The sequence below is a fragment of the Streptomyces sp. NPDC025721 genome, from assembly GCF_055558595.1.
Map to the genome: position 1 here is coordinate 99,336 of NZ_JBVHMF010000027.1, position 23,513 is coordinate 122,848.

The 23,513-nt window shown below is 71.6% G+C and carries 18 protein-coding genes; 10 read left to right on the forward strand and 8 right to left on the reverse strand.

What is annotated here, in order from left to right:
• Positions 1-98 precede the first annotated feature (98 nt).
• A complete protein-coding gene (gene ileS / locus ACZ4EF_RS29850; protein WP_467507182.1) occupies positions 99-3,266 on the reverse strand; it encodes an isoleucine--tRNA ligase in 3,168 nt (1,055 codons plus the stop codon).
• A 582-nt stretch (positions 3,267-3,848) separates the two neighbouring features.
• On the opposite strand from ileS, the gene ACZ4EF_RS29855 reads away from it, so the two are divergent.
• The 4 genes from ACZ4EF_RS29855 to ACZ4EF_RS29870 all read left to right on the forward strand — a co-directional run bounded on the left by ACZ4EF_RS29855 (position 3,849) and on the right by ACZ4EF_RS29870 (position 8,159).
• Positions 3,849-4,706 carry a TraR/DksA family transcriptional regulator gene (locus ACZ4EF_RS29855; protein WP_401303743.1) on the forward strand — a complete coding sequence of 286 codons (858 nt, stop codon included), beginning with the start codon at positions 3,849-3,851 and terminating at the stop codon, positions 4,704-4,706.
• Between the two features lie 104 nt (positions 4,707-4,810).
• Positions 4,811-5,482: a signal peptidase II gene (lspA, locus tag ACZ4EF_RS29860; RefSeq protein WP_401303740.1), complete on the forward strand. Its 672-nt coding sequence runs from the start codon at positions 4,811-4,813 to the stop codon at positions 5,480-5,482.
• A 67-nt stretch (positions 5,483-5,549) separates the two neighbouring features.
• A complete protein-coding gene (locus ACZ4EF_RS29865) occupies positions 5,550-6,491 on the forward strand; it encodes an RluA family pseudouridine synthase (protein ID WP_467507185.1) in 942 nt (313 codons plus the stop codon).
• A 78-nt stretch (positions 6,492-6,569) separates the two neighbouring features.
• Positions 6,570-8,159 carry a Na+/H+ antiporter gene (locus tag ACZ4EF_RS29870; protein WP_355334089.1) on the forward strand — a complete coding sequence of 530 codons (1,590 nt, stop codon included), beginning with the start codon at positions 6,570-6,572 and terminating at the stop codon, positions 8,157-8,159.
• 67 nt (positions 8,160-8,226) lie between these two features.
• Here the strand turns inward: ACZ4EF_RS29870 and ACZ4EF_RS29875 are convergent, their stop codons facing one another.
• Complete coding sequence (locus ACZ4EF_RS29875) at positions 8,227-9,333, reverse strand: mechanosensitive ion channel family protein (protein ID WP_391044271.1); 1,107 nt, start codon at positions 9,331-9,333, stop codon at positions 8,227-8,229.
• Positions 9,334-9,375: 42 nt separating this feature from the next.
• Between ACZ4EF_RS29875 and ACZ4EF_RS29880 the strand changes: the two genes are divergently transcribed.
• A complete protein-coding gene (locus ACZ4EF_RS29880) occupies positions 9,376-10,029 on the forward strand; it encodes a dienelactone hydrolase family protein (RefSeq protein ID WP_355334701.1) in 654 nt (217 codons plus the stop codon).
• A 96-nt stretch (positions 10,030-10,125) separates the two neighbouring features.
• Here ACZ4EF_RS29880 and ACZ4EF_RS29885 read toward each other — a convergent pair whose 3' ends face one another.
• Both ACZ4EF_RS29885 and ACZ4EF_RS29890 read right to left on the reverse strand, forming a co-directional pair.
• The gene (locus tag ACZ4EF_RS29885; protein WP_467507188.1) at positions 10,126-10,908 is read right to left on the reverse strand and encodes a thioredoxin domain-containing protein; all 783 of its coding nucleotides are present in this window, start codon (positions 10,906-10,908) and stop codon (positions 10,126-10,128) included.
• A 55-nt stretch (positions 10,909-10,963) separates the two neighbouring features.
• Entirely contained in the window at positions 10,964-11,659 is a 696-nt protein-coding gene (locus ACZ4EF_RS29890) for a hypothetical protein (protein WP_355334084.1), read from the reverse strand.
• Between the two features lie 211 nt (positions 11,660-11,870).
• Here ACZ4EF_RS29890 and dnaE point away from each other — a divergent pair, with 211 nt between their 5' ends.
• Positions 11,871-15,425 (forward strand): DNA polymerase III subunit alpha, encoded by a 3,555-nt coding sequence (dnaE, locus tag ACZ4EF_RS29895; RefSeq protein WP_355334082.1) that lies wholly within the window; start codon positions 11,871-11,873, stop codon positions 15,423-15,425.
• Positions 15,426-15,518: 93 nt separating this feature from the next.
• Here dnaE and ACZ4EF_RS29900 read toward each other — a convergent pair whose 3' ends face one another.
• On the reverse strand, positions 15,519-15,695 hold the full coding sequence (locus ACZ4EF_RS29900; RefSeq protein WP_355334079.1) for a hypothetical protein: 177 nt from the start codon (positions 15,693-15,695) through the stop codon (positions 15,519-15,521).
• 226 nt (positions 15,696-15,921) lie between these two features.
• Here ACZ4EF_RS29900 and ACZ4EF_RS29905 point away from each other — a divergent pair, with 226 nt between their 5' ends.
• From ACZ4EF_RS29905 to ACZ4EF_RS29920, 4 genes are all read left to right on the forward strand, one after another.
• Complete coding sequence (locus ACZ4EF_RS29905; protein WP_391043988.1) at positions 15,922-17,172, forward strand: NYN domain-containing protein; 1,251 nt, start codon at positions 15,922-15,924, stop codon at positions 17,170-17,172.
• Positions 17,173-17,280: 108 nt separating this feature from the next.
• Positions 17,281-18,363, forward strand: a complete 1,083-nt coding sequence (locus ACZ4EF_RS29910; RefSeq protein ID WP_355334073.1) for an ABC transporter ATP-binding protein — start codon at positions 17,281-17,283, stop codon at positions 18,361-18,363.
• Positions 18,364-18,541: 178 nt separating this feature from the next.
• The gene (locus tag ACZ4EF_RS29915) at positions 18,542-19,363 is read left to right on the forward strand and encodes an ABC transporter permease (protein WP_467507192.1); all 822 of its coding nucleotides are present in this window, start codon (positions 18,542-18,544) and stop codon (positions 19,361-19,363) included.
• A gap of 34 nt (positions 19,364-19,397) precedes the next feature.
• On the forward strand, positions 19,398-20,048 hold the full coding sequence (locus ACZ4EF_RS29920) for a hypothetical protein (protein WP_355334067.1): 651 nt from the start codon (positions 19,398-19,400) through the stop codon (positions 20,046-20,048).
• A gap of 36 nt (positions 20,049-20,084) precedes the next feature.
• Here the strand turns inward: ACZ4EF_RS29920 and ybaK are convergent, their stop codons facing one another.
• The 3 genes from ybaK to ACZ4EF_RS29935 form a co-directional block, all read right to left on the reverse strand.
• Positions 20,085-20,606 carry a Cys-tRNA(Pro) deacylase gene (ybaK, locus tag ACZ4EF_RS29925; RefSeq protein ID WP_401714689.1) on the reverse strand — a complete coding sequence of 174 codons (522 nt, stop codon included), beginning with the start codon at positions 20,604-20,606 and terminating at the stop codon, positions 20,085-20,087.
• A 20-nt stretch (positions 20,607-20,626) separates the two neighbouring features.
• Positions 20,627-21,385: an LON peptidase substrate-binding domain-containing protein gene (locus ACZ4EF_RS29930; protein WP_355334061.1), complete on the reverse strand. Its 759-nt coding sequence runs from the start codon at positions 21,383-21,385 to the stop codon at positions 20,627-20,629.
• Positions 21,386-21,614: 229 nt separating this feature from the next.
• Positions 21,615-23,120: an oxidoreductase gene (locus tag ACZ4EF_RS29935; RefSeq protein WP_355334698.1), complete on the reverse strand. Its 1,506-nt coding sequence runs from the start codon at positions 23,118-23,120 to the stop codon at positions 21,615-21,617.
• Positions 23,121-23,513: the final 393 nt, after the last annotated feature.

Genomic DNA, 23,513 nt, shown 5'->3' on the forward strand with positions numbered 1-23,513 from the left:
CACAGGGCCGGGCCCCCGGGGAATCCTTTTTCCCCGCGGGGCCCGGCCCTGTTCTGTGCGACGACCACCGTGCGAAGGGGACTTCGCCCCTACGCGGCTCAGCTCTTGCGCAGGTGGAAGGTCAGGGCCAGGGACTCGTCCGTGAACGCCGGGCCGAAGGAGGCATCGGCCGACGCGTCGGTGAAGCTGTCCGCCAGGACCTCCTCGGAGATGAGCGAGGCGTGGGCGGACAGGGCCGTCGAGACGTCGGGCTCGGCCGTGGCCCAGCGGACGTGAATCCGGTCGGCCACGTCGAAGCCGGAGGTCTTGCGGGCCTCCTGGATCAGCCGGATGGCGTCGCGGGCGAGCCCGGCCAGGCGGAGTTCGGGAGTGATCTCCAGGTCGAGCGCGACCGTGGCGCCGGAGTCGGAGGCGACCGACCACCCTTCGCGCGGGGTCTCGGTGATGATGACCTCTTCAGGAGCGAGCGCGACCTCCTCGCCGTCCACGACCACCGAGGCCGTACCGCCGTCGCGCAGCGCCGCCGACAGGGCCGCCGCGTCGGCGGCGGCGACCGCGGCCGCCACGGCCTGGACGCCCTTGCCGAAACGCTTGCCCAGCGCGCGGAAGTTGGCCTTGGCCGTGGTGTCGACCAGCGACCCGCCGACCTCGGACAGCGACGCCAGGGAGCTGACGTTCAACTCCTCGGTGATCTGCGCCCGCAGCTCGGCCGAGAGCCCCTCGAAGCCCGCGGCGGCGACCAGCGCGCGCGACAGCGGCTGACGCGTCTTGACACCGGACTCCGCGCGCGTGGCACGGCCCAGCTCGACCAGCCGCCGTACGAGCAGCATCCGCTCCGACAGGGCCGGGTCGACGTGCCGCTCGTCCACGACGGGCCAGGACGAGAGGTGGACGGAGTCGGGGGCACCGGGGACCACCGGCACCACCAGGTCCTGCCAGACCCGCTCGGTGATGAACGGCACCAGCGGGGCCATCAGCCGCGTCACGGTCTCCACCACGTCGTGCAGGGTGCGCAGCGCGGCCGGGTCGCCCTGCCAGAAGCGGCGCCGCGAACGGCGCACGTACCAGTTCGACAGGTCGTCCACGAAGGCCGACAGCAGCTTGCCCGCGCGCTGGGTGTCGTACGACTCCAGCGCGTCGGTCACCTCGCGCACCAGCACGTTCCGCTCGCCGACCAGCCAGCGGTCGAGCAGCGGGCGGTCCTCGACGGCCGGGTCGGCCGCCGAGGGAGCCCAGCCGGACGTACGGGCGTACAACGCCTGGAAGGCGACCGTGTTCCAGTACGTGAGCAGCGTCTTGCGGACGACCTCCTGGATCGTGCCGTGGCCGACCCGGCGGGCCGCCCACGGGGAGCCGCCGGCCGCCATGAACCAGCGCACCGCGTCGGCGCCGTGCTGGTCCATGAGCGGGATCGGCTGGAGGATGTTGCCCAGGTGCTTGGACATCTTGCGGCCGTCCTCGGCGAGGATGTGGCCGAGGCAGACCACGTTCTCGTAACTCGACCTGTCGAAGACGAGCGTGCCGATGGCCATCAGCGTGTAGAACCAGCCGCGGGTCTGGTCGATCGCCTCCGCGATGAACTGCGCCGGGTACGTGCGCTCGAAGATCTCTTTGTTGTGGAACGGGTAGCCCCACTGCGCGAACGGCATCGAACCCGAGTCGTACCAGGCGTCGATCACCTCGGGGACGCGGGTCGCGGTGCCGCCGCAGGACGGGCAGCCGAAGGTGACCGCGTCGATGTACGGGCGGTGCGGGTCGAGCCCGGACTGGTCGGTGCCGGTCAGTTCGCCGAGTTCGGCCAGCGAGCCGACACAGGTCAGATGGCCGTCCTCGCAGCGCCAGATCGGCAGCGGCGTACCCCAGTAGCGGTTGCGCGACAGCGCCCAGTCGACGTTGTTCTTCAGCCAGTCGCCGAAGCGGCCGTGCTTGACCGAGTCCGGGTGCCAGTTGGTCTTCTCGTTCTCCCGCAGCAGGGCGTCCTTGACCGCGGTGGTCCTGATGTACCAGGACGGCTGCGCGTAGTAGAGCAGCGCGGTGTGGCAGCGCCAGCAGTGCGGGTAGCTGTGCTCGTACGGCAGGTGCCGGAACAGCCGTCCCGAAGCGTGGAGTTCGGCGACCAGCGCCTCGTCGGCCTTCTTGAAGAAGACCCCGCCGACCAGGGGGACGTCCGGCTCGAAGGTGCCGTCGCGGCGCACCGGGTTGACCACCGGAAGGCCGTACGCGCGGCAGGTCTTGAGGTCGTCCTCACCGAAGGCGGGGGACTGGTGGACCAGGCCCGTGCCGTCCTCGGTGGTGACGTACTCGGCGTTCACCACATAGTGCGCGTCCGGGATCTCGACGAGGTCGAACGGCCGCTGATACGTCCAGCGTTCCATCTCGCGGCCGGTGAAGGACTGCCCGGTCGCCGTCCAGCCCTCGCCCAGCGCCTTGCCGAGCAGCGGCTCGGCGACGACCAGCTTCTCGGTGCCGTCGGTGGCGACGACGTACGTCACGTCGGGGTGCGCGGCGACGGCGGTGTTGGAGACCAGCGTCCAGGGCGTGGTCGTCCACACCAGCAGCGCGGCCTCGCCCGCCAGCGGGCCGCCGGTCAGCGGGAAGCGGACGAAGACCGACGGGTCGACGACCGTCTCGTAGCCCTGGGCCAGTTCGTGGTCGGACAGGCCGGTCTGGTCCTTCGGGCACCAGGGCGCCACCCGGTAGTCCTGGACCAGCAGGCCCTTGTCGAAGATCTGCTTGAGCGACCACCACACGGACTGGACGTACTCCGGGTCCATCGTCCGGTAGGCGTTGTCGAGGTCGACCCAGTAGCCCATGCGCGTGGTCAGGTCGGTGAAGGCGTCGGTGTACCGGGTCACCGACTCGCGGCACTTCGCGTTGAACTCCGCGACGCCGTAGTCCTCGATGTCCTGCTTGGTGGTGAAGCCCAGTTCCTTCTCCACCGCCAGCTCGACCGGCAGCCCGTGGCAGTCCCAGCCGGCCTTGCGGGTCACGTGGTGGCCCTGCATGGTCTTGAAGCGCGGGAAGACGTCCTTGAAGACGCGGGCCTCGATGTGGTGGGCGCCGGGCATGCCGTTGGCGGTCGGCGGGCCCTCGTAGAAGACCCAGTCGGGCAGTCCGCGGCTCTGCTCGACGGAACGGGCGAAGGTCTTCCGCTCGCTCCAGAGGTCGAGCACCTCGTGTTCGAGGGCGGGCAGGTCGACCTGGGCGGGCACCGGCCGGTACTGCGGCGGCTGCGGCTGTCCCTGCGCGGTCTGGTGGTCGCTCATCGGTGGTTTCCTCCGGCGGACACTGGTGCGTACTCCGTCGAAGGGACGAGAGCGAGCGCTCCCGCGGTACCACCCTCCTTGGCGGTGGAGGCACCCCGCACACGGGGAACCCACCGCCCCCTCATTGGGGCAGCGACGCCGGTTCTACTCGCCCGGGGGCCTTGAGGGGCCTCCCGCGGGCTTTCTTCCGGCGGCTCCGGGGTGATCTTCGCACCGCGCACACCCCCGGGCTTCCACCGTCCCCGGGTCGCTCATGGCTGCGTGCGGCGCTACTCGTCCCATCCACGCCTTTCGCTGCGCTCAGTGTACGGCGCTGGGAGCGGCCCGGCCGAACGGTTTACCGGGGCCGCCCACTGACCCGAATGGCCTGCTCCGCGCGCCCCGACGGCGACTGTCACGGATCGTTACCGCCAGGTACCGGAATACCTGGCGGTGAGCTGGGCACAACGGATGCAGACCTGCCCGCCCTCCGGGGCGGACCGGTCGGCCAGGCAGCGCGCCCCGTTGCCGCGGGTCCGGAGCCGATTTACCGTTTCCGGCACGATTCGCGAACAAGATCACGGATGTGAAGGGGTCGCGGCCATGGTCGTGAAGAAAAGGGGACGGCCTGCGGCCGGCTCCGACCATCCCGGTGTGACCGGGGCGTCCGTGGCGCCTGCCCGCGGGCCCGCGGCGGCGAGGAAGTCCGTGCGTACGGTCACGGTCGCCATCGATGCGGAGGAGGGCGACGCGGCCGAGGAGGCACCGCGGAAGAAGGCGGCTGCCAAGAAGGCCCCGGCCAAGAAGGCAGCCAAGAAGACGGCGGCGAAGAAGGCAGCGGCGAAGAAGACGGCAGCCAGGGAAACGGCTCCGGCAGGGAAGGCCGCCGCCGCGAAGGCGCCGGCGAAGAAGACGGCCGCGAAGAAGGCGGCGGCCGAAAAGGCGGCGACGGGCCGTACGGCGAAGAAGACGGGAGCCGGCAAGGTGGCAGCGAAGAAGACCGCGGCGGGTACGGCCGCGACCACGGGGGCCGCGTCCGCGGTGCCCGCCGCCCGCACCGCGGGCCCCGGCGGCCTGGCCGTCCTCCCCGGTGAGGACCCGTGGACGCCGGAAGAGGTCGAGGAGGCCCGCGCCGAGCTGCTGGGCGAGGTCCAGCGGCTCACGGAGGGCATCAGCTCCTCGGAGGCGGCCGTGGCGGGCCTGCTGCGCGACTCGGGCGACGGCGCGGGTGACGACGAGGCCGACACCGGCACCAAGAACATCACCCGCGAGTACGAGATGGCGCTGGCCGCCAACACCCGCGAGATGCTGGCGCAGACCAGGCACGCCCTGGAACGGCTGGACGAGGGCACGTACGGCCTCTGCGAGTCCTGCGGCAATCCGATCGGCAAGGCCCGCATGCAGGCGTTCCCGCGGGCCACGCTGTGCCTGGACTGCAAGCAGAAGCAGGAGCGGCGCTGAGGGCTCCGCCCGCGGACGGCCCCGGTCGTACGGGTGTGCCGTACCCTCGTCATCAGTCAGGATTCGGCCTGGCGGGCACGGAGCACAAAGGCTGAGGGACTCACGTGACGGAAGCGGAGCGCACCATCACCACGCCGGAGGAGACGCCGGACGCGACGCCTGACGGCGGGACGGGCGTCGAGGAGTCGGGCGTCGCCGAGCCGTCGGAGCAGGCCGCTCCGGCGGCGGACGGGACGGAAGGGCCGGCGCGGGGCGACGAGCCCGCCGGGCCGCAGGCCGTCTCGCGGCGGCGGCGCCGGATCGTCACCCTGATCGGGGTGGCGGCGCTGGCGTACCTCCTCGACCTGCTCTCCAAGATCTGGGTGGTCACCAGCCTGGAGAACCACGAGCCGGTCAACGTCTTCGGCCACTACCTGCGGCTGGACGCGATCCGCAACGCCGGGGCGGCCTTCGGCATGGGACAGGGCATGACGATCGTCTTCACGATGATCGCGGCCGGTGTCATCGTCGTGATCGCCCGGCTCTCCCGCCGTCTGCACAGCCTGCCGTGGGCCGTCGCGCTCGGCCTGCTCCTCGGCGGCGCCTTCGGCAACCTCACCGACCGCGTCTTCCGCGCTCCCGGCGGCTTCCAGGGCCGGGTGGTGGACTTCATCGCGCCCGAGCACTTCGCCGTCTTCAACCTCGCCGACTCCGCCATCTGCTGCGGCGGCGCCCTGATCGTCCTGCTCTCCTTCCGCGGCGTCGACCCGGACGGCACCGTCCACCGCGAGGACTGACTCCCGCCGGAGGCACCCGGTCCCGCACTGGTACGGCCGGGGGCGGCGGGTCCGGCATACTCGTGTGGTGAGTACCGTTCCGGAAATCCGTTCCCTGCCCGTGCCCGACGGCCTCGAGGGCGAGCGTGTCGACGCCGCCATCGCCCGGATGTTCGGCTTCTCGCGGACGAAGGCCGCGGAGCTGGCGGCGGCGGGCAAGGTGTCGATCGACGGGTCGGCCGCGGGGAAGTCCGAGCGGGTGCACGGCGGGGCGTGGCTGGAGGTCGAGATGCCCGAGGCCGCCTCCCCGGTGCGGATCGTCGCGGAGCCGGTCGAGGGCATGGAGATCGTCCACGACGACGAGGACATCGTCGTCGTCCTCAAGCCGGTCGGCGTCGCCGCCCACCCGAGCCCCGGCTGGACCGGCACCACCGTGATCGGCGGCCTCGCCGCCGCCGGATACCGGATCTCCACCTCGGGGGCCGCCGAGCGCCAGGGCATCGTGCACCGGCTCGACGTGGGCACCTCCGGCCTGATGGTGGTCGCCAAGTCCGAGCGGGCCTACACACTGCTCAAGGCGCAGTTCAGGGACCGTGTCGTGGACAAGCGCTACCACGCGCTGGTGCAGGGCCACCCGGACCCGATGAGCGGCACGATCGACGCGCCGATCGGCCGTCACCCCCACCACGACTACAAGTGGGCCGTCGTCGCCGACGGCAAGGCGTCCGTGACGCACTACGACCTCATCGAGGCGTTCCGCTCCGCCAGCCTGCTGGACATCAAGCTGGAGACCGGCCGCACCCACCAGATCCGGGTGCACATGTCCGCGCACCGCCACCCCTGCGTCGGCGACATCACCTACGGCGCCGACCCGACGCTCGCCAAGCGCCTGGGCCTGACCCGGCAGTGGCTGCACGCCAAGCAGTTGGGCTTCGAACACCCCTCGGACGGGCGCTGGGTGGAGTTCAGCAGCGAGTACCCGGACGACCTCCGGCACGCGCTCGACGTGATCCGCGCCGACAGCGAGTAGCCGTATCGGGGCCGGTGAAAGGCACGGCGGGGCGGCCGCGGGTCCGGCGGCGCGGAGCCGGTGTGGCATCGTGACGCCGTGGATCAGCTCGCTCTCTTCTTCTTCCTCATGCTCGCGGCCATCGTCATGGTGCCGCTCAGCGACCGGATCGGGCTGCCCTCGCCGGTCCTGATGACGCTGCTCGGCGGGGTCCTCGCGCTGCTCCCGCAGGTGCCCAACGTCCAGATCGACCCCGATCTGATCCTGCCGCTGGTGCTGCCCCCGCTGCTCTACGCGTCCGTACAGCGCACCTCCTGGCGGCAGTTCGCCGCGAACCGGCGGGCGATCTTCCTGCTCGCGGTCGCGCTGGTCTTCGTCACCACGGCCGCGGTGGCGGCGGTCGCCGACGCGGTCGTGCCGGAGATCACGCTGGCCGGGGCCTTCGCGCTCGGCGCGCTCGTGGCGCCCCCCGACCCGGTGGCCGCCACGGCCGTCGCGGGCAGCCTCGGACTGCCCCGGCGCATGATCTCCATCCTGGAGGGCGAGGGGCTGTTCAACGACGTCACCGCGATCGTGCTGTACCACGTGGCCGTAGCGGCGGCGCTGTCCGGCAACTTCTCCGCGCCCCACGCGGCCCTGGAACTCGTGCTGTCCGCCGTGGTCGCGATCGCGGTCGGCCTGGCCCTCGGCTGGGGCGCCAACAAGCTGATGGGCGTCGTCGGCGACCCCACCTTGCAGATCGGCCTGTCACTGCTGGTGCCCTTCGCCTCCTACGCGCTGGCCGAGGAGTTCGGGGGCTCCGGGGTCCTGGCCGTGCTCACCACCGCGCTGTTCCTGGCCGAATACGCCTTCGAGGCCGACGACGTGACGGCCCGTCTGGCGGGCAACACCTTCTGGGAGATCGTCGACACCCTCGTCACCGGCATCGCCTTCGGCCTGATCGGCCTCGAACTGCACAATGTGTTCCGGGTCGGCGCGGGCGACTGGGGCCCGATGGTGCGGCACGCCGCCATAGTGGTCGCGGTGGTCATCGGCGTGCGGCTGCTGTATCTGCTGCCCGCGACCTGGGCGGCGCGCAAGATGCACAAGCTGCGCGACCTGGACGAGGACATCCCGATGAGCTGGCGCGAGAGCGTCATCATGTGGTGGTCGGGGATGCGCGGGGTGGCGTCCGTCGCGCTGGCCCTGGCCATCCCGCTGACCACCGACAGCGGCGACGGCTTCCCGGCCCGCACGGAGATCTTGTTCATCGCCTTCGCGGTGGTGCTCAGCACCCTGGTGCTCCAGGGGCTGACGCTGCCGTGGCTGGTGAAACGGCTCGGGGTGCGCAGCGACATCGACGCCGAGCACGACCTGGAGAAGATGCTGGCGCTGCGGGCCATGACGGCCGCCAAGGCGCGGCTGCGCGACATCGAGTCCGTCGAGCCGCTGAGCGACGACCTGTCGGAGCTGCTGCACCGCCGCGCCTTCGACCTCGGCGCGCGGATCTGCCCGGACATCGTGGACGACGAGCGGCGCGAGAGCCACGCCAAGCGCGTCAAGCGGCTCAAGTCGGTCCGCCGCATCCAGGACGAGATGATGTCCGCCGCCCGGCACGAGGTGCTGTCGGCGCGCAGCGAGGCGGGGTACGACCCGGAGGTCGTCGACCGGGTGCTGCGCCAGCTGGACCTGCGCTCGATGCGCGGCTGACAGGTGAGAGCCTCTCACTGCCGTAACGCCCCGCAGCGTGAGGGCCCCGTGGGGGCGTAAGAGCCTCTTACCTGGTGCCCGGTCCCGGGCCCAGATCGCCCGATTCCGGCGCCGGGGCCGCCTCCCGGCCCGGGTCCTGCTCCTGGCCGGGCGCGGGCGCGGTGCTGAGCCTGGGCAGCGCGTACGGGTGCTCGCAGCGCAGCCAGTCGATCAGCTGCTCGCGGACGATGCAGCGCAGGTTGAAGATGTCGTCCGAGTCCTTCGCGGTGGCCAGCGCTCTGACCTGGATCGTGGTCGGGGTGGAGTCGATCACGACGAGCCCCCATGCCCTGCGGTCCCACTCCGCGCAGCTCTCCAGGATCTCCAGCAGCCGCTTGCGCATCAGCGCCACCGGCGCCGAGTGGTCCAGGTGCAGCAGGACGGTGCCGGTCATCCGCGGGTCGCCGCGCGACCAGTTCTCGAACGGATTGCTGGTGAAGTACGACACCGGCATCGTGATCCGCCGCTCGTCCCAGGTGCGCACGCTCAGGAAGGTGAGGGTGATCTCCTCGACCACACCCCACTGGCCCTCCACGACCACGGTGTCGCCGATCCGCACCATGTCGCCGAAGGCGATCTGGAGACCGGCGAAGAGATTCGCGAGCGTGGACTGGGCGGCCACACCGGCGACGATGCCGATGATGCCCGCGGAGGCCAGCACCGACGCCCCGACCGTCCGCATCGCGGGGAAGGTGAAGAGCATCGACGCGACGACGATGACCGTCACGATCGCGGTGAACACCCGCTGGATCAGCGTGAGCTGGGTGCGCAGGCGGCGGATCTTGGGCACGTCGTGGCTGACCGCGACATAGCGCGCGTACGAGGAGTCGATGACCGCGGCGGCGACCCGTACCACCAGCCAGCCGGACGCGGCGATCAGCACCAGCACGAGGAACTGGCCGACGGCCTCCGCGTGGTCCTTCGACAGATGGGCGGACCGGTAGCCGCCGCGCAGTATGGCGGTGCAGATCACCACCTGGAGGGGTATGCCGCAGCGGCGCAGCAGATGCCACAGCGGGGTCTCCGGGTGCCGGCCGTCCACCTTGCGCAGGGAGCGGTCGACGGTCCACCCCACGACCAGCGAGACCCCGACCGCCACACAGACGACGAGAACCGGGCGCAGCGCGCTGTCCATCACCATCCCGCGTCCACCTCGGCTTTCTTGTAGGAAACCCGGATCATCGGGTCTTCGTATCGCGGCGCTCCGCCCAAGGAGGGTAGCTGGCACCATGGTCGCGTACCGAACCCGAACAAAGGCAGCACTGTGACGATCGTCCTGTTCCACTCCGTCTACGGACCGCGTCCCGCCGTGCACGCCGCCGCCGACCGGCTGCGGGCGGCCGGGCACGAGGTCGTCGTGCCCGATCTGTACGACGGCCGGGTCGTGGACACCGTCGAGGCGGGACGGGCGATCCGCGAGGAGATCGGCAACGAGGAGCTGCTGCGCCGGGCGGTCCTCGCGGCGGCGCCGTACTCGGAGCGGGAGCTGGTCTACGCGGGCTTCTCGCTGGGCGGGGCCCTCGCGCAGACCGTGGCGCTCGGCGACGAGAAGGCGCGCGGGCTGCTGCTCCTGCACGGCACCTCGGACATCGCCGACGACGCGGCCACCGACATCCCCGTACAGCTCCATGTCGCCGACCCCGACCCCTTCGAGCCGGAGGACTGGCTGAACTCCTGGTACCTGGGGATGCGCAAGGCCGGCGCCGACGTCGAGGTGCACCGCTACCGGGGCGCCGGCCACCTCTACACCGACCCCGACCTGCCGGACCACGACGCCGAGGCCGCCGAGAAGACCTGGGCGGTCGCGCTGGACTTCCTGGCCGGGCTGTAGGACCGCGGGGCCGCAGGAGACCGGGCCGCGCGAAACGGCGGGAGCCGGTCCCGTACGCGTACGGGACCGGCTCCCGCCGTTCGGAGCGGTGTGCCGCTACTTCAGGGCCGCCGTGATCTGGTCCATCACGCCGTCGGCGGTCAGCGCCTTGCCGTTGAGCCTGATGGTCGGCGTGGACTTGATGCCCGCCGCGTTGAACGCGTCGGAGGAGTCCAGCGCCCACTTGTCGTAGGTGCCCTCCTTGACCGCGGTCTGGAACGCGGCGTTGTCCTTGAGCGCCGGGACCAACTGCGCCAGCTTGATCATGTTGGCGTCGTCCGCGAACAGGTCGGGGCCGGACTCCTCCGGGTGGTGGTCCTTGGAGTAGAGCAGCGTGTGGTACGCCTCGAAGGCGTCCAGGCTCACGTTGGCCGCCGCGCCGACCGCGCTCAGCGCGTTCTTGGAGCCGGTGCCGCCGAGGTTGCCGTCCAGGAACGTGCCGAAGTGGTACGTGATCTTGTACTTGCCGTCCTTGGCGCCCTTGAGGACGTCCGCGCCCGAGGTCTGCTCGAACTGCGCGCACGCCGGGCAGCGCAGGTCCTCGTACAGGTCGAGGTTGTTCTTGTTCTTCGGGTCGCCGACCACGATGGTCGAGCCGTTGGTGCCCGAGGTGTTCGCGGGCTTGACCAGCTTGTCCTTCTTGGCGGACTCCCAGTAGCTGGGCTTGTTCGCCGCGTTGACCGCGACGGCGACACCGCCCGCGATGGCCAGCACCGCGACGACGCCGACGCCGACGAATATCTGGCGGCGGACCTTCGCCCGCTTCGCCTCGCGCTCGCGCTCCGCGCGCAGCCGCTCGCGGGCGGCCTGCTTGCTGGCCTTGCTGTTCCTGCTGCTCATGGGGGATCTCCGTGATGACGCGTGGTGGTATGAGAGGAGAGTGCCGGTACGACGGTCAGACTGCGACCGCGACGGGCGGACCACGGCGTACGACGGAGTGCAGCAGCGGGCGCGCGGCGAGCGGGCCCGCCGAGGCGCGGGCGGCCGGGCGGAACCGGCGCGGCGGCACCGCGAGCCCGGTGCGGGCGGCCACGGCCAGCAGCAGCGGCCGGAAGGCGGCGGCGGCCATCACGCGCAGCACCCGGTGCAGCGCGGCCTCACCGCGCCGCAGCCACCAGGACGCGACCAGGCCGACGGTCACATGGACGGCCAGCAGCAGCCACGGCAGCGCGGTGGACGGCATCTGCGCCGCGGCGGCGCCGCCCGGTACCGCGGACAGCCCCTGGCCGCCGACCTGGCCGCCGTTGCACAGGAACGTCTCGTGGAACGACCACCACGAACCGGTCACCGGGCCGCCCGCGGGCCCGTAACAGGCCTGCTGGCCCGCGGTGAAGACGGTGTCGACGGCCAGTTCCAGCGGGACCATCAGGCCCGCGATCGGCCAGAAGCCGCGCTCGTGCCGGCCACCGAGCAGATACGCCAGCGCGAAGACACCGCCGAACGCGCCGCCGACCACGGTCAGCGGCAGCGGGGTGTGCGACATCAGCACATGGGAGGTGGAGGAGAGGGTGACGCACAGCGCGGCGAAAAGGGCAGCGCGCAGCGCCCTCAGCCTCGGCCGTATGTCCTCCATGGCGACAGAGTGTGCCATGCGCGAGCGTATGTGTGACCTAAAGGCGGGTAACGGATGGGACTACAGAGGGCGGCCGGCACGCGGCGGACTCCTCCGGCGGACCGGCGCGGGTGGCGGTACGGGGAGCCGCGCCGCGTTGTCGGACCCGAGTCGTAGACTCGCAGCGCCGCCAGAATCAGCCAGCGACGCACCAGCAGTCCGCCCCCTCTCGCCGGAGGTATCGCCGCCCGTGACCGACCAGCCCTTCACCCATCTCCATGTCCACACCCAGTACTCGCTGCTGGACGGAGCGGCGAGATTGAAGGACATGTTCAAGGCGTGCAACGAGATGGGGATGAGCCATGTGGCCATCACCGACCACGGCAATCTGCACGGGGCGTACGACTTCTTCCACCAGGCCAAGGACGCCGGTGTCACGCCGGTGATGGGCATCGAGGCGTATCTGGCGCCCGAGTCGCGGCGGTACAACAAGCCCGTCAAGTGGGGCGCGCCGCACCAGAAGCGGGACGACATCTCGGGTGCGGGCGCGTACACCCACATGACCATCTGGGCGCGCAACGCCGTCGGGCTGCACAATCTCTTCCGCGCCCAGTCGCGGGCGGCCTTCGAGGGCTACTTCCGCAAGCCCCGGATGGACCGCGAACTGCTCAGCGAGTACGCCGAGGGCCTGATGGGCACCACGGGCTGCCCCTCCGGCGAGATCTCCACCCGCATCCGGCTCGGGCAGATGGACGAGGCGATCAAGGCCGCCGGCGAGTACCAGGACATCTTCGGCAAAGAGAACTTCTTCGTCGAGATCATGGACCACGACATCGACATCGACCGCCGGGCCCGCGCGGGCCTGGAGGAGATCGCCAAGAAGATCGACGCGCCCTTCGTCGTCACCAACGACTCGCACTACACGTACGCCAACGAGTCCTCGGCGCACGACACCCTGCTGTGCATCCAGACCGGCTCGAACATGTCGGACCCCGACCGGTTCAAGTTCGACGGCAGCGGTTACTACCTGAAGTCCGCCGCCGAGATGTACGCGATCGACTCCTCGGACGCGTGGCAGGAGGGCTGCCGCAACAGCCAGCTCCTGATCGCGAACCGGATCGAGACCGAGGGCATGTTCGAGACGAAGAACCTGATGCCCAGGTTCGACGTCCCCGAGGGCTACACCGAAGTGACCTGGTTCCGCGAGGAAGTGGCCCGCGGCATGGCCCGGCGCTTCCCCGCCGGCATCCCCGAGGACCGGCAGAAGCTCGCCGACTACGAGATGGACACCATCGTCCAGATGGGGTTCCCCGGCTACTTCCTCGTCGTCGCCGACTTCATCATGTGGGCGAAGAACAACGGCATCGCGGTCGGCCCCGGGCGTGGTTCCGCGGCCGGTTCGATCGTCGCCTACGCCATGGGCATCACCGACCTCGACCCGGTCCCGCACGGCCTGATCTTCGAGCGCTTCCTCAACCCCGAGCGCGTGTCCATGCCCGATGTCGACATCGACTTCGACGAGCGTCGGCGCGGCGAGGTCATCCGCTACGTGACCGAGAAGTACGGCTCCGACAAGGTCGCGCAGATCGCCACCTACGGCACCATCAAGGCCAAGGCCGCGATCAAGGACTCGGCCCGCGTGCTCGGTTACCCCTTCTCCATGGGCGACCGGATCACCAAGGCCATGCCCGCCGACGTCCTCGGCAAGGGCATCCCGCTCTCCGGCATCACCGACAAGGACCACCCGCGCTACAGCGAGGCGGGCGAGGTCCGGGCGATGTACGAGAACGAGCCGGACGTCACCAAGGTGATCAACTCGGCCAAGGGCATCGAGGGCCTGGTCCGGCAGATGGGCGTGCACGCGGCGGGCGTGATCATGTCCGCCGAGCCGCTGATCGACCACGTGCCGATCTTCTCGCCGAAGAACGACGGCGCGGTCGTCACGCAGTGGGACTACCCGAGCTGTGAGTCGCTCGGCCTGCTGAAGATGGACTTCCTCGGCCTGCGCAACCTGACGATCATGGATGACGCGGTCAAGTCGATCAAGGCCAACAAGGGCATCGACATCGACCTGCTGTCCCTGCCGCTGGACGACCCCAACACGTACGCGCTGCTCGGGCGCGGCGACACCCTGGGCGTCTTCCAGTTCGACGGCGGCCCCATGCGCGCCCTGCTGCGCATGATGAAGCCCGACAACTTCGAGGACATCTCCGCCGTCTCGGCCCTGTACCGGCCGGGCCCGATGGGCATGAATTCGCACATCAACTACGCGCTGCGCAAGAACAAGCAGCAGGAGATCACCCCGATCCACAAGGAGCTGGAAGAGCCGCTCCGCGAAGTCCTCGACATCACCTACGGCCTGATCGTCTATCAGGAGCAGGTGCAGAAGGCCGCCCAGGTGCTGGCCGGTTACTCGCTCGGCCAGGCCGACCTGCTGCGCCGCGCGATGGGCAAGAAGAAGAAGGAAGTCCTCGACAAGGAGTTCATCCCCTTCCAGGCGGGCATGCGCGAGCGCGGCTACTCCGACCAGGCCATCCAGGCGGTCTGGGACGTGCTGGTGCCGTTCGCCGGATACGCCTTCAACAAGGCGCACTCCGCCGCGTACGGCCTGGTCTCCTACTGGACCGCGTATCTCAAGGCCAACTACCCGGCCGAGTACATGGCGGGCCTGCTGACCTCGGTCAAGGACGACAAGGACAAGATGGCGCTCTATCTCAACGAGTGCCGCCGGATGGGTATCAAGGTGCTGCCGCCGGACGTCAACGAGTCCAACGCCAACTTCACACCGCGCGGCGACGACACGATCGTCTTCGGCCTCACCGCCGTGCGCAACGTCGGGACGAACGTGGTGGAGTCGGTGGTCCGCAGCCGCAAGGCCAAGGGGCGGTACGCGACCTTCCCGGACTTCCTCGACAAGGTTGAGGTGGTGGCGTGCAACAAGCGGACCGTCGAATCGCTGATCAAGGCCGGCGCGTTCGACACGATGAAGCACACCAGGCGCGGTCTGACCGAGCACTTCGAGACGATGATCGACAACGTGGTGCAGGTCAAACGCAAGGAGGCCGAGGGCCAGTTCGACCTGTTCGGCGGCGCGGGGGAGGAGGGCGACGACACCCCGGCCTTCGGGATGGACGTGGTCTTCTCCGACATCGAGTGGGACAAGACGTATCTGCTCGCGCAGGAACGGGAGATGCTCGGCCTCTACGTCTCCGACCATCCGCTCTTCGGCATCGAGCACATCCTCAACGACAAGACGGACGCCGCGATCGCCGCGCTGGCCGGTGACTACTCCGACGGCGCGATCGTCACCATCGGCGGCATCATCTCCGGGCTCCAGCGGAAGATGACCAAGCAGGGCAACGCGTGGGCGATCGCCACCGTCGAGGACCTGGCGGGCTCGGTCGACTGCATGTTCTTCCCCGCCACCTACCAACTGGTCTCGACCCAACTCGTCGAGGACGCCGTGGTCTTCGTCAAGGGGCGGCTCGACAAGCGGGAGGACATCCCGCGGCTGGTGGCGATGGAGCTGATGGTCCCCGACCTGTCGGACGTGGGCACCAACGCGCCGGTGATGATCTCCATCCCGACGGTCAAGGTGACCCCGCCGCTGGTGGCCAGGCTCGGCGAAGTGCTCTCCAGCCACAAGGGCAACACCGAGGTACGGGTGAAGCTCCAGGGCGCGCGCACGACCACGGTGCTGCGGCTCGACCGGCACCGGGTGACCGCGGATCCCTCGCTCTTCGGCGACCTCAAGGCCCTGTTGGGCCCCGCGTGCCTGGGCGCCGCGCAGCAGCAGGCGGGTTGACCGCCGGGGCGCGGGCCGCGCGAGCCCGGCGCGCGTGATGTGAGTGCGGGGGCACCCCTGGTGGAGGGGTGCCCCCGCGACCACGCGGTGGGACTAGTTGTGGCCGAACTTCTGCTTGTTCTGCTTGTGCGAGAAGTCCTGCGCGGGCGCCATCTCCGGCTGGTTCTCGTCCATCGGGCGCTGCGTGCGCTCCCGCTCCTCGGTGGCGGCGGCGCCGCGCTGCTGGTTCTGGTTCTCGCGCTGACGGTTCTGGTTCTTGTTCTTAGCCACGATCGTCTCTCCTAGTGGGGGATGTCGGCCGTTGGCCTGGTGGCCCATCGGCCGCCATCAGATTTGCATGGGAGTACGAAGCGCGCATTTCGGGCAGTTGACGGAGTGGGGCGGCCGGAAAAGTGACCACCGCCACGCCGATGATCGGGTTCGAGGTCATAACCCCCGAGCATTCGGGCAGACTCGGGGGAAATCCGTGCCGGGGGGCGACCGGAAGAGGTGCAACATGGACCGCTGCGTCGTCCTGGTGGACGCAGGCTACCTACTGGGTGCTGCGGCGAGTCTGTTGGCGGGTGAACCCTCCCGGTCCCGGATCACCGTTGATCATGCCGCCGTCGTCGCTGGCCTGCGCGAACGTGCCGAGTTGGAGACCGGTCAGCCACTGCTGCGGATCTACTGGTTCGACGGCGCACCCGACCGGGTTCCGCAACCGGAACACCGTCGGCTGCGGGTGATGCCCCGAGTGACCGTACGACTGGGCGCACTCACCCGGACGGACGGCCGGTGGGCGCAGAAGGGCGTGGACGCCGCCATGCACGCCGAGCTGTCGGAGCTGGCCCGCAACCGCGCGTGCTCCGACGTCGTCCTGGTGACCGGTGACGGCGATCTGCTGCCCGGCATGATGTCCGCCAAGGAGCACGGCGTCGCCGTCCACCTGTGGGCCGTCCAGGCCGCCGACGGGGACTACAACCAGTCGGAAGACCTGGTCGCGGAGGCCGATGAGCGGCGCGTGCTGGACCGCCAGTGGATCACCGCGGCGATCAGGGCCCGCGAGATCCCCGGCGTCTGTCCGCCGCCCGGCCCGCGCCCGGAGATCGCCGCGATCCTCTCCGCGCCGCTGCCCGAGTCGGCCTCGGGCGGCGAGCGGCTGGCGCCCCCGGAGGAGCGGCCGGGCAAGAACGGCACCGCGCCGGAACCGGCGGCGGCCGAGAGCACACCGCCGGGCAAGGTTGCCCCTCCGGAACCCGCCGGTCCCACCGTGCCCACCCCGAAGGATCTCGCCGATCTGGGCCGCAGCCACGCCGCCCCCGCGCCGCCGCCGGCCCAGCCGGCCCCCAGCGCCACCCTGCGCTGGTCGTCGGACAAGGGCTGGACCGACCGCGGCGCGGGCGCCGACCTGCCCGACACCAGCGGCCTGCCCACCCTCGCCCAGCTCACCTCCGCCGAGCAGCGCTGGGCGGACCGCGAGGCCGACATCACGGCGGTCAGCGGCGACCCTTTCGAGGTCGGCCAGGTCTTCGCCCGCCGCTGGATCGCCCGCCTCACCGACACCTCCCAGCTCCAGCAGCTCTCCACCCACTACCCCCGCGTCCCGCACCGCATAGACGGTGAGCTGCTGCGATACGCCGCCCGCTTCGGCCTGCTCGCCCACAAGGACGACCAGATCGACGAGCACGACCGGTACGCGATCAGGGCCGGATTCTGGCGCGAGGTCGACGCCCACGCGGTCGCCGAGCACGCACCCGCGGGGGAGTGAGCAGCCGGGCCCGCGCCCTCCCGCGCCTCGGGCGGGTCCGAGGGGAAAGCGGGTGAACCGGGCCCCCCTTGCGCCGGATGCCGCGTGCGGCGCGTACTCTCGATCCTCGTGAGTACGGGCACGGAGGAGACGGCGCCCCCAGCGGTCGCCACAGCCCGCGACACGGTGTGCACCGTGCGCGGTCTGGTCAGAACGTACCCGGCCGGTTCCGCGGCCAGGGGCCGAGGGCTGCGCCGCCGCCGTACCGCCGCCGACCAGGCACCCGAGACCGCCGCCGCGCCCAGGCCCGGTGTCGTACGCGCCAACGACGGCATCGACCTCGACGTCGGCCGCGGCGAACTCTTCGGCATCCTCGGCCCCAACGGCGCGGGCAAGACCACCCTGGTCCGCCAGCTCACCGGCCTGCTGCGGCCCGACGCCGGATCGATCGACCTGCTCGGCCACGACCTCGTACGCCACCCGGACCGGGCCTCCCGGCTGGTGGGCTACCTCGGCCAGGAGTCGTCCGCGCTGGACGAGCTGACCGTCGCGCTCGCCGCCGAGACCACCGGACGGCTGCGCGGCCTGGACGCGCGCGCCGCCCGCGCCGAACGCGACGCCGTCCTGGACGAACTCGAACTCGGCCCGATCGCGGGACGCCCCATCAAGCGCCTCTCCGGCGGCCAGCGGCGGCTGGCCTGCTTCGCGGCCGTCCTGGTCGGCCAGCGGCCCGTCCTGGTCCTCGACGAGCCCACCACCGGCATGGACCCGGTCGCCCGGCGCGCGGTGTGGGCCGCGGTCGGCCGCCGCAGGACCGAGCACGGCGCGACGGTGCTGCTGGTCACCCACAACGTCATCGAGGCGGAGAACGTCCTGGACCGGGTCGCCGTGCTCGACCACGGCAAGGTCATCGCCTGCGACACCCCCACGGGCCTGCGGTCGCTGGTCGCCGACGAGGTCAGGCTCGACCTCGTGTGGCGCGACGAGCCGCCGATGTCGCTGCCCGCCATCGCCGCCCTGCACCCGCTCGCCGACATCTCGGGCCGCCGCTGGACGCTGCGGCTGCCCCAGGAGCGGGCCCGCGCCGCCGTCGCCGAGGTCACCGGGGGACCGGCCTTCGCCGCCCTGGACGACTTCACCCTGGCGATGCCCAGCCTGGAGGACGTCTACCTCGCGCTCGGCGGCAGGGGAGAGGGCCTGGTGAAGTCATGAGACGGGTCCCCTCGCGGTCCGCGCCGCCCCGACCGGCGGTCGCGCCGTACGCACCCGCCCTCCGGCCGTACGCACCCGCCCTCCGGCCGTACGCCCCCGTCCCCCGGCCGTGCGACCCCGTGCTTTCGCCGTACGACACGGCCCCGCCGTGTTCCGCACCGACGCGTGGAGCCTGCGTATGAGCGTGCTCACCCCAACCGTTCCCGCGCCCCGGGGCGTCGCCGCGCAGCAGTCCGGCGCCGCGCCGCTCGCGCCGCGGGCCCGGCTGTGGCCCGCCTTCGGCGCGGTCTACCGCGCGCAGCTCTCGCGGGCCCGGGTGGCCCGGATACCGCTGCTGTTCGTCGCCACCTTCCAGTCCGTCGGGATCATGGTGATGATGCGCGGAGTGGTCGACGGCGGAGACGGGGAGGCGGCGCGCTCGGTCGTCGCGGGCTCCAGCGTCCTGGTGGTCGCCTTCGTCGCGCTCAATCTGCTCGCGCAGTACTTCGGACAGCTCAGGGCGTCCGGCGGACTCGACCACTACGCGACGCTGCCGGTGCCGCCGGCCGCCGTCGTCCTCGGCGCGGCGGGCGCGTACGCGTCCTTCACCGTGCCCGGCACCCTCGTGACCGCCGTGACCGGCTGCGTCCTGTTCCATCTGCCGCTGGCCAATCTGTGGATCCTCGCCGTCGTGATCCCGCTGGCCGGAGCCGCGCTCTCCGGCCTCGGCGCGGCCCTCGGGCTGCTCGCGCCGCGGCAGGAGATCGCCACGCTCTTCGGCCAGTTGGGCATGTCGGCGGCGCTGCTGCTCGGCGTGCTGCCCGCCTCGCACATGCCCGCGCCGATCTCCTGGGCGCGCGATCTGCTGCCCTCCACGTACGGCGTCGAGGCGTTCGCCCGCACCTTCGGCGGGCATCCGCACTGGGCCGCGGTCGTCGGCGACCTGTCCGTGTGCGCGGTCGTCGGCGTCGGCTCGCTGGCCGTCGCCACCTGGGCCTACCGCAGGGCGGCCTGCCGATGAAGCGACGGACAGGCAGACCTGGCACGATGGGCGGGTGACCGCACCCCTGACGCCGCATGACCAGCCGCCGCCGTTTCCGCCGTACCCGGGCGCAGGCCCCGGTGGAGGCGACGGCAAGGGGGACCGGCCCTCACCGGTCGCCGAGTTGGGCCGCGCCGCGCTCGTCGCGGTCGCCGTCACGGTGTGCGGGGTGTTCCTCGGGCTGCTGTGGGCGTGGCTGTCACCGCGCGTCCCGCTGATCTCGGACGGCAAGTACATCTACCTCAAGGACACCGAGGGCGAAGAGGCGATCGGCGGCGACGGCACCTTCGTGCTGATCGCGCTGTGCCTGGGCGCGCTGACCGCCCTCGGCGTCTTCCTCTGGTACCGCCGCGGCGGCGTCGCCGTGGTCCTCGGCCTCGCGGTCGGCGGCGTCCTCGCCTCCCTCGTCGGCTGGCGGCTGGGCATCGCCCTCGGACCGACCGTCCACATCAAGGCACACGCCAAGGAGGTCGGCCCGAACGTCGTCTTCGACGGGCCGCTGAAGCTGCGCGCCAAGAGCGCGCTGGTCGCCTGGTCGGCGGCGGCGATGCTGGTGCACCTGGGCCTGACCTCGCTCTTCGGGCCGCGCGACCCGCAGCCGGTGTACGTGGCGCCGCAGCCGTGGGGCGCGCCGCCGCCTCCGCCGCCGCCCCCGGCGCAGTGACGCTCTCCCGCTCAAGCCGAGGTCGAGACGTCCCGGTCAGATACGGGAGATCCGGGCCGTCACCGCTGAGGTGAGCGTCACCAGGTCGGCGGGGGACAGCTCCAGCTCCAGGCCGCGCTTGCCCGCGGAGACGAAGACCGTGGGGAAGCCGAGCGCCGAGGCGTCCAGGGCCGTGGGCAGGCGCTTGCGCTGGCCCAGCGGGGAGATCCCGCCGAGCACGTAACCGGTGCTGCGCTCGGCGTCGGCCGGCGCCGCCATCGTCGCGCGCTTGCCGCCGACCGCCGCGGCCAGCGCCTTGAGGTCGAGCGAGCCCGCGACCGGGACGACCGCCACGGTCAAAGCGCCGTCCACCTCCGCGACCAGCGTCTTGAAGACCCGGCCCCGGACCTCGTCGGGGGGCACCCCGAGCGCCGCGCCCAGCGCCGCCGCGGCCTCGGCGCCGTAGGAGAGTTCGGAGGCCGGGTCGTGCGCGTAGGCGTGCACGGTGAACGGCAGGCCCGCCTTCTCCAGGGCGACCGTGGCCGGGGTGCCTCCGGCCGCACGCGCCTTCTTCGCCATCGCCGACCCCCTGATACGCGCTAGTTGGCGCTGATCGCCTGGTGGGTGAGTTCCACCGCGGGCAGTGACGGCAGCTTGTCGATCACCGCGCTCTCGCGGCGCAGCAGCCGCAGTTCGGCCGTCAGCCGGGCCGCGGTGTCCGCCGCCTCCAGCAGCTCCTGCTTCACCGAGGTCTCCACGACCACCGCCGCCGCGACGAGATACGACAGCACCGTGGCGTCGTCGGGGAACTCCTGCCCCGGCGCGAGGGTGCGCTCGCGCGCCCCGGCCAGCCGCTTCTGATACGTGCCGAACACCCGTGAGACCTCGGAGGCCAGCGCGCCCGCCCCCGCGCCGGGCTCGTCCGGCAGCTCCTCGTACTCGGCCGTCAGATAGGGCCCGCTCGCGTCCACCGACAGCAGCTTGAACCGGATCAGGCCCGTGGCCACCAGTTCGTACCCGCCGTCGTCGCGCTCCGCGATGCCCGCCGCGTCCGCGATGCACCCGTAGCCGTACAGCGCCGCCTCCGGGTCCTCGCCGAGACCGGCGGCCGGACCGGTGTCCCCGCCGTCCTGGCCCGTCGGAGCGACCTCCTGGCCGTTCTTGATCGCCACCACGCCGAAACGCCGCGGCGCGTTCTCGGGCAGCGCCAGCAGATCGCCCACGAGCGCGCGGTACCGCTCCTCGAAGACGTTCAGCGGCAGCACCAGGCCGGGAAAGAGCGCCGTACTGAGCGGGAAGAGCGGAAGACGATCGGTCACAGTGAGCAAGGGTACGGGCAGTACGCCCGCCTTAGGCATCCGCTGCGCCCCTCGGTGCCGCGGCGGGCCCCGAAACGCCGCCGATCGGTTGAGCGGGGGTGACGCACCTCATGGCTGCCGCCCGGCTCTCCCGCACACGGCGCCCGCCTGGCCCTGACGGCTGTCGTCCGGCTCGCCCGGCCCTGACGGCTGTCGTCCGGCCGTCCGGCCCGCCCGGCTCTGACGGCTGTCGTCCGGCTCGACCGCGGCTGAGGGCGGCCGCCCGTGCTCAACCGCGGCTGAGCATGCGGGAGGCGCCCGCGGCGACCGTGGTGGCGAGGGTCCAGCCGAGCAGGGTGAGCAGGGAGGCCACCCACTGGCTGACGCCGACCTCCCGCCACGCGTTGTCCTGGCCGAGGTCGATCACCGGCAGGAGCAGGTCAAGGGCGTAGAGCGCGGGGCTCCAATGCGGCCGGTAGTCGTTCCCCGCCGGGGGCGGCGTCCTGTGGAGGGCGAAGTACAGCGCGCCCAGAGCCCACAGCACCGCCATCCACACCGCGGCCCGGCCGGGCCGGTAGCCGTATCCGACCGTCACGTCCTGGAGCCACCCCCACGCCCGCCCGGCCGGCGGCAGCGACTCGCGGCGGCGGCGCTGCTTGGCCAGCAGCACCTCGCGGGCGTGCGCGTCCTCGCCGCCCGCCCGCAGCGCGGCGGCCAGCCGCTCGTACGGGCCGGGACTGTATTCCGGCGTCGCCGCGTTCAGCCACGCGACGCGCTCGCGCAGCGGGAAGGCGGTGCGCGGGGTCAGCGCCTCGTACGAGAAGTCCGTCAGATCGACCTGCCCCGGCCCCGGCCAGCTCTGCGGCGCGTCGGTCAGCCGCCCCACCCGCGCGCCCGCCAACGACACCGGCCCGCTGGGCGGCGTCCCCAAGGTGATCCGCAACTCGGGCGTCTGCAAGCGCCGTAGCGAGAGCTGCTGCCCTTCCCCCAGCCGGAACCGCGCCCGGTCGATCACCACGGCGTTGCCCACCCGGGCGTCGTCCAGCCGCACCCCGCCCTCCGCGCTGAACTCCCTGCGGGCCGTGCCGGACGGCTCGCCGCCGCCCGCGGGGTCCGTCCCGCCGGGAGCCGCGGTCGTGTCGGGCGAGCGGTTCGCGGGCCAACTGGTGGTGAGGTAGACGGTGTGCTCGACCGTCGTGCGGGCGGCGTTGAGCGCGTCGCGGCCGTACGGATTGCGCAGGGTGGCCCCGCGCAGGTTGAGACGGCCGCCGACGCGGGCGCTGCGGAGGCTGAACTCGCCGCGCAGGTCGAGGAGTTCGGCGTCCAGGTCCTGGCCGACGGTGAGACCGTCGGCGGCGATGGCGCGGCCGTGGCGGTCGCGGCGGACGGTGAGCTGGTTGAGCAGGAGGTCGGTGCCGATCTGGGCGTCGGTCAGGCGGATGCCGCCGGTCACGACGCACTGCGGCAGATGCAGGTCACCGGTGATCTGGAGCCGGGCGGCCTCCAGCCGCGGGAGGTGGCAGCGCACCAGCCGGACACTGCCCGCCCGGCACTCCGGCAGCAGCACCTGGTCCTCGAAGCGGCAGTCGTCGAACTGCACGTAGGGGGCGACGGTGCCGCCCGCCAGCGACAGACGGCCGGTGATCCGCAGGCCCGCCAGTTTGAGCGCCGCCACCCGCCCCGGCTCCGGCGGCGGCCCGTCCAGCAGCAGCTGCGCGACGGCGTCGGCCCGTACCGCGGGCGTCCCCCCGGCCCCCGCCCCGAAGGCCGCACCGAGCCGGAAGGCCCGCCACATCCCCTGCTCCACAGCCGTCCAGTCGCCCGGCGGCCCCTCACCACGACGCTCGCTCACCCTTCCCCCTCCCACGACCCGCCGCCACGCTAGGGCGTGTCCGTAAAGTCTCGTCTGGCCGGCGGCGCCTGGCACGCACGCTCGCCGCGTTGTCGGGCTCATCCGAATAGGCCCACTATGAGGACGGCCCTACGCCTTGCGATCGCACGCACCAGACACCGCCAGCCCCGCCCTCCGGGCGGACGACGCGACTTTACGGACACGCCCTAGGTGTATTGATCACGAGCGTTGTTGACATGTCCCGGTGCTTGATCATGGCGAAGACCTCCGGTGTGGTGGAGCTGTCTAGGACTGCACCGCACGGAGGTCTTCGTGTCCCACCGTAATGCCCGGCTG